At 60.8% G+C, this 6,258-nt stretch carries 7 protein-coding genes; 2 read left to right on the plus strand and 5 right to left on the minus strand.

The window, feature by feature from the left end:
• The coding region (locus JWQ61_RS18545; protein WP_304361798.1) for a hypothetical protein at window positions 1-254 on the plus strand (254 nt) is incomplete at its 5' end.
• 23 nt (window positions 255-277) lie between these two features.
• Here the strand turns inward: JWQ61_RS18545 and pgeF are convergent.
• Window positions 278-1,045, minus strand: a complete 768-nt coding sequence (gene pgeF, locus JWQ61_RS18550) for a peptidoglycan editing factor PgeF (RefSeq protein ID WP_304361799.1) — start codon at window positions 1,043-1,045, stop codon at window positions 278-280.
• 76 nt (window positions 1,046-1,121) lie between these two features.
• Window positions 1,122-2,174: an RluA family pseudouridine synthase gene (locus tag JWQ61_RS18555; RefSeq protein WP_304361800.1), complete on the minus strand. Its 1,053-nt coding sequence runs from the start codon at window positions 2,172-2,174 to the stop codon at window positions 1,122-1,124.
• Between the two features lie 56 nt (window positions 2,175-2,230).
• Between JWQ61_RS18555 and JWQ61_RS18560 the strand changes: the two genes are divergently transcribed.
• Window positions 2,231-3,043: an outer membrane protein assembly factor BamD gene (locus JWQ61_RS18560; RefSeq protein ID WP_120236173.1), complete on the plus strand. Its 813-nt coding sequence runs from the start codon at window positions 2,231-2,233 to the stop codon at window positions 3,041-3,043.
• A gap of 66 nt (window positions 3,044-3,109) precedes the next feature.
• Here JWQ61_RS18560 and JWQ61_RS18565 read toward each other — a convergent pair whose 3' ends face one another.
• From JWQ61_RS18565 to JWQ61_RS18575, 3 genes are all read right to left on the minus strand, one after another.
• Complete coding sequence (locus JWQ61_RS18565; protein ID WP_304361801.1) at window positions 3,110-3,862, minus strand: SDR family NAD(P)-dependent oxidoreductase; 753 nt, start codon at window positions 3,860-3,862, stop codon at window positions 3,110-3,112.
• A 52-nt stretch (window positions 3,863-3,914) separates the two neighbouring features.
• Entirely contained in the window at window positions 3,915-4,985 is a 1,071-nt protein-coding gene (locus JWQ61_RS18570; protein ID WP_304361802.1) for a flavodoxin family protein, read from the minus strand.
• 230 nt (window positions 4,986-5,215) lie between these two features.
• On the minus strand, window positions 5,216-6,258 hold a 1,043-nt coding region (locus JWQ61_RS18575; protein WP_304361803.1), incomplete at its 5' end, for a glycosyltransferase family 1 protein.

The following is a 6,258-nucleotide window of genomic DNA, read 5'->3' on the forward strand; positions in this document are numbered from 1 at the left end:
TCGTCGCCATCGCCTGGATTTACGTCGTCTTCATGATGGCAATTACAGAGGCTACTCCAGTTGCCGGTGTGATGACGTTTTTGCTGTACGGTGTTTTTCCTTTGACAATTGTTTTATACCTGATGGGTACGCCGCAGCGCAAGAGAAATCGTCAGCGTGCTGAAAATTCTGACAGGCTGGCGGCACAGCAAAAAGCTGCCTCGGCGGTTCCTGCACCGGTCCCGCAAGATAATACGGAAGCAAAGAAACAATAAGCGGCATCGCTCATCGCAGCCAGCTACTTCAGCCAGATCAGCGAAGCCATGCGGCCAGTCACATGGTCGCGGCGGTAGGAATAAAAATTCCTGTCGCTGACCGTGCACAATCCGCCGCCATGGATATTCTGCACATCCGCCTGGCGCAACGCAAGCCGCGCCAGCTGATAAATGTCCGCCAGATATTTACCGGGCCGCTGTGCGATCGGCTTAAAGCAGGCTTCGGTTTCCAGCCTTGCCCGGCCAGCTTCCGCAGCCTCGGCGAATGCCGCCAGCACGTCGGCGCCGACCTCGAATCTTTCGGGACCGATGGCGGCGCCCAGCCATGCTGAAATCGCCCCGGCGCCGGCGGCGCGCATGCGGGCCACGGTATTTTGCAGCACTCCTCCCTGCAGGCCGCGCCAGCCGGCATGCGCGGCGCCGACCACGGCGCCGTTCACATCGGCAAACAAGACCGGCAGGCAATCGGCGGTCTGGATCGCGCACACCACGCCTGGCCGGGCGGCAATGGCGGCATCCGCCTCGACGCCGCCGGCAGTGGCGCCGGCGTCAACCACATGATGTCCATGGACTTGCGTCAGCCACAGCGGCGATGCCGGCAGCAGGATATCCAGCTGCGCACGGTTGGATTCGACCGCCGCCAGCTGGTCGCCGACGTGACTCCCGAAATTCAGGCCACCGCCGCCGTTGCCGTCGTCATACGGCCCCTGGCTGGCGCCGCCGCCGCGCAGGGTGGCACAAGCGCCGACATTGGGCGGCAATCCAGGCCAGTCCGGAATAATCAATTGCATGCGCCGAATTTTCCCTTCTTTCCATTTAACTCACAAAACCGCCCGATAACCCTGGCCTACGCCTACCCGGCCGAACTTATTCCGGCACGCTCATGCCGGCACGCACCAGCAGCGCGGCGAAATCCTCCGGCAGCGGTGCAAACCATTCACAAGCCTTGCCGCTGCTCGGATGGATCAGGCCCAGGCGCGATGCCTGCAGGGCCTGGCGCGGGAAAGCCGGCATCAGATGTTGCTTGCCGTACAAGGCGTCGCCCACCAGAGAGAAACCAAGCGACTGCATGTGGACGCGGATCTGGTGGGTACGCCCAGTTTCCAAGCGACAACCCATCAGGCTGACCGGACGCCGCTCCAGCAAGCCGGTCGCCAGCCGCTGGTAGTGGGTGATGGCCGGCTTGGCGATCAGGCTTTCCGATACCGCCATCTTGATGCGATCGCGCGGATGGCGCGCCATCGGGCTGTCGACGGTGCCGTTCAGCTGCGGCGTACCCCATACCAGCGCCAGGTACTGGCGCTTGACGGTGCGCGCCTGCAGCTGGCGCACCAGGTCGGTCTGCGCTTCGAGCGTCTTGGCGACCACCATCAGGCCGCTGGTATCCTTGTCCAGGCGATGCACAATGCCGGCGCGCGGCACCCCTGCCAATGCCGGCCAGCGGAACAGCAGGCCGTTGAGCAGGGTTCCCGACCAGTTGCCGGCGGCTGGATGCACCACCAGCCCGGCCGGCTTGTTGATGACAATGATTGCCGCGTCTTCGTAGACCACGTCCAGCGCCATGTCTTCCGGCGTAAACGCCTTTTCGTCGGGTGCCGGCTGCGGCAGCACCACCACGGTTTCATCGCCGTAGGTGGTCATTTTGGTGGTGCCCGGCTTGCCGTCGACGGTGACGTGGCCGGCTTCTATCCACTGCTGGATCCGGCTGCGCGAATATTGCGGCACCAGGGTCGAAACTACTTTATCCAGACGCGTACCGCAGACATCCGGAGTCAATTGCAGTACTATCGGCGCGCTGGCAGTAGCCGCGTCGCCATCGTCGACGCCGTCATCGACGTAGTCGATATCGGCCTCTAAATCAGCGTCAGGCAGACTTTCAGCCAAATTTGGCTTGGTAAATGACATCACTTGAAGTCCCATCAGCTATAATCAATCGTTGTTAATACACTAGAACACGCGCAATCTTGCAAACCACTATGCAAAAAAGACTCTTAAAACTAGCTGCCGTCGCATTCGCTCTATCCTTATCCGCGTGTGGCTTATTGCCAGACAAAGTCGATGAAACCGCAAACTGGTCCGCCCCCCGATTATACTCGGAGGCCAAGGATGAAATGAACAGCGGCGGCTACGATAAGGCAATTAAGTACTTTGAAAAGCTGGAATCGCGTTATCCGTTCGGCACCTACGCGCAACAGGCGCAGATGGATATCGCCTATGCCCACTACCGGCAAGGCGAGCAGCCCGAGGCGCTGGCGGCGATCGACCGCTTCATCAAGCTGCATCCGAACCACCCTAACGTAGACTACATGTACTACCTGCGCGGCCTGGTCAACTTCAACGACAAGATCAGCATTTTCGATTTCCTGTCGAGCGAAGACGCTACCGAGCGCGACCCGAAAGCGGCGCGCGATGCATTCGACGCCTTCAAGCAAGTGGTAGTCCGCTTCCCGGACAGCACCTACGCCCCGGATTCGCTGGCGCGCATGAAATACCTGGTGAATGCGCTGGCGCAGTATGACGTCCACGTCGCCAGCTACTATTACCGCCGCGGCGCGTATGTAGCCGCAGCCGACCGTGCGCAAAGCGCCATCCAGCAATATCGCGATGCGCCTGCGGTGGAAGAAGCGCTGCATATCATGGTGCAGTCGTATGAAGCCCTCGGCCTCACGCAATTGCGCGACGACGCTGAGCGCGTGCTGAAAAAGACCTACCCGAACAGCAAGTATGTCGGCGGTACCGGCACCGACAGCACCAAGGTGGTAAAAGCGCCGTGGTGGAAATTCTGGTAACAAACAAGCTGCACTGACTGACAATGCCCCGTTCCATACGGGGCATTTTATTTTCCGGCAACGTTTTCAGCGCGCGGTGTAACCGCCGTCTATCGAATGGAAGCTGCCGGTAATGAACGAAGCCTGCTCCGACAGCAGATAAGCAACCAGCTGCCCGACTTCCTCGGCTTGCCCCAGGCGGCCCATCGGATGCAGCGCCGCCAGCGCATCATGCTCTGCTTGCGGCAGCTCCCTGATCTCGGGTGTGTCTATGAAACCGGGACCGACCACGTTAACCCTGATGTTACGGCCGGCATATTCCAGCGCCACGCTTTTGCTTAAACCGATGATGCCGTGCTTGGCCGCTACATAAGGCGCCTCGCCCGCCACGGCGACAATCCCGGCCGCCGACGACATGTTGACAATGGCGCCGCCACCGCTCGCCAGCAGCGCCGGTATCTGGTATTTCATGCCGAAAAACACACCACTGAGATCGGTCGCAATCACCCGCTGCCAGGTCTCGATGTCAATTTCGGCCGTGGGCGTCTCGCGCGGCCCTGTAATTCCGGCGTTGTTGACCGCCAGGTGCAGGCCGTCGAAGCGCGCCATGGTTGCCGCCACCATCGCTTCCACCGCGCGATAATCGGAAACATCCGTCTGCAGCGGTAAGGTATGCGTGCCTTCGGGATCCAGCCTGCCGGCCACATCAATGCAGCGCTGCTGGTCGATATCGGCAAGGACCACGCTGGCGCCACCCTGATAAAGAATGGTGGCGATGGCCTCGCCCAGGCCGGAACCGGCGCCGGTCACGATGGCCACTTTCCCTGAAAATTCAAGCATGGGCTTTCCTCCTGGCGAATAGGGTTGAACGGGATTTGTTTTGGCTTGCAGCCTATTTGGGCCGCGGCCGATGCAGCCCGGCATCCGGCTGCGCAAAATTCCCGGCGCGGATCTCGGCCACTGCATTGGCCACGGCGCTGGCGACATTGCGCACTTCCTGCTGCAGCGCCAGGTCCTTGTCCAGCGCAATATGGCTCTCTGCATACGATTCGTAATAACCGATGAAGCGGTCCAGCCGCGACAAGACGCCGGCATCGACCAGCCCCATCCAGTCGAGCCAGTCCGACAGCCCCCTGCGCACGCCTTCAATGCCGGCGACGTCGCCATGCACCACCAGGCCGTAGGCGCGGCCGGCCAGGTGCTTGGGATAGGGCCATCCTTGCAACTCCAGCTGTTTGGCTTTTTCCGCATCCTTGCCATGGGTGCTGGTCGGATCGGGGTTGCCGCCATCGGCGCACACCAGCCGATCTATCATCAGTTTCAAGACCCCGGGCGTCTGGTACCAGTAGACCGGGGTCATGATGATGACAGCATGGGCAGCCACCCATTTCTCGTAAATTTCGGCCATCCAGTCGTTGGTCTGGCGCTGGCCGTGGTTGGGGTAGCAGCTGCATGGCCAGTGGCACAAGGGCATCGCGGTGGAGACACAGCCCTTGCAAGGATAGATATGCTGGTCGTAGCCTGATGTAAGCAGGCTCAGGTCCAGCAAATCGACTTCCACATCGCTGGCCGCCAGCATTGCGGCGGCCAGCTTGACCATGCGGTAAGTCTTGGACATTTCGCCGGGACAGCTGCCGTCATTGCGGGCGGAGCCGCAGATCAGCAAGACCCTGGACTTGGTCGCGGGATTTTTCTGGACAGCTTCCGCCGCAAGCAAGCTGTCGCGGGTAGCTTTCCACTCGGTCGACAGATCGTAATCAGGGTCCTGGAATTCCGGCCCGGCTTTTGCCGTGACGGGAGACTTGTTGCCGTTGATGTAGTTTTCCCAGGCGACCTGCTCCACCCTGGCGATATCGGATTCGACCGCGGCAAACGTGGGGTCGATAAAAGAGCGCCGGAATTCGAGGTGGAATTCATCTCTTTTCAGTACCGCTGGCGCTTGCCCTTTGCGTGGCTCAGTCACTGTGACCTCCTGTATGGATGCGGGAGCGGCGACTGGATCAAGGGGATGGGATACTTCCGCAAGCAGAGGCATGCAATATGTCAGTGCATGGCAAATCTGATCAGCGAGCCGCCTGCCGGCTGGCAGTTCTCATGCAAACAGCACGAGTGAAACAATCATGCCCCTTAAGCGGGGGCATGTATGTGCGGTGACTAACACTCTTTCTGATTCGAATAGCCTGTAATCGGCTGTTACAGGCCCGAAGCCGGCCGTGACCGGCCTGCTAGCAGGTTCGCAGGGCGTTTTTTCACACCCTGGATCTGGAACAGATGCTGTTGGAACTGCTGGGTAGCCAGTTCCCAGGAATATTCCAGCGCATGCGCCCGCACCTCGCGCCGATCCAACGCCAGGGCCCGCAGGCAGGCCGAGGTCAGGTCCTCGTCGAGGATCCCGGAGCGTCCGTGCGCCACCACATCGAGCGGACCGGCGACCGGATAAGCAGCGACCGGCACCCCGCAAGCCATGGCTTCAACCATGACCAGCCCGAACGTATCGGTATGGCTAGGGAACACCATCACATCGGCGCAGTTGTAATAGGAAGTGAGCTCATGGTGCGGTTTCGCCCCCAGGAACTGCACATCCGGATAACGCTGCTGCAGCTCCTCCCGCAGCGGGCCGTCGCCTCTCACCCACTTGCTGCCCGGCAGGTCGACCCGCAGGAAGGACTCGATATTCTTTTCCACCGCCACCCTGCCGACATACAGATACAAAGGACGGGCGATGCAAGCATGGTCCTCGTCCACCGGCTTGAAACGCTCGGTATCCACTCCCCGGCCCCACAACACCAGGTGGCGGAAGCCGCGCTGCTCCAGTTCCTTGAGTACATGCGGCGTCGGCACCATCACCGCTTTCGAGGGGCCGTGGAACCAGCGCAGCCAGCGGTAAGTTAGCGCCTTGGGCAAGATCGAACGCGCGCTCAGGTACTCTGGAAAACGCGTGTGATAGGCGGTGGTGAAACCTATCCCCTGGCGCAGGCAGAAACGCCTGGCGGCCAGGCCCATCGGGCCTTCAGTCGAGATATGGATGTAGTCCGGCGCAAATGCCTTCAGGCCGGCCGCGATCCTGGCGTAAGGCTTGTGGGCCAGGCGGATTTCGGGATAAGTGGGACAGGCGAAGGTCGGGAAATCGTCGGGACTGAGCAGCAATACTTCGTGGCCGTTATGGCGCAGGCAAGCGCTGGTGGCGCGCAAGGTATTGACTACCCCGTTGATCTGCGATTGCCCGGCGTCCGTTA

The organism is Collimonas fungivorans, assembly GCF_028292705.1.
Lineage (GTDB): Bacteria > Pseudomonadota > Gammaproteobacteria > Burkholderiales > Burkholderiaceae_D > Collimonas > Collimonas fungivorans_B.

Bases quoted from the DNA above. Each gene is read 5' to 3' on its own strand.
- pgeF (WP_304361799.1), bottom strand. From the start codon at position 1,045: ATGCAATTGATTATTCCGGACTGGCCTGGATTGCCGCCCAATGTCGGC.
- JWQ61_RS18555 (WP_304361800.1), bottom strand. From the start codon at position 2,174: ATGGGACTTCAAGTGATGTCATTTACCAAGCCAAATTTGGCTGAAAGT.
- JWQ61_RS18560 (WP_120236173.1), top strand. From the start codon at position 2,231: ATGCAAAAAAGACTCTTAAAACTAGCTGCCGTCGCATTCGCTCTATCC.
- JWQ61_RS18565 (WP_304361801.1), bottom strand. From the start codon at position 3,862: ATGCTTGAATTTTCAGGGAAAGTGGCCATCGTGACCGGCGCCGGTTCC.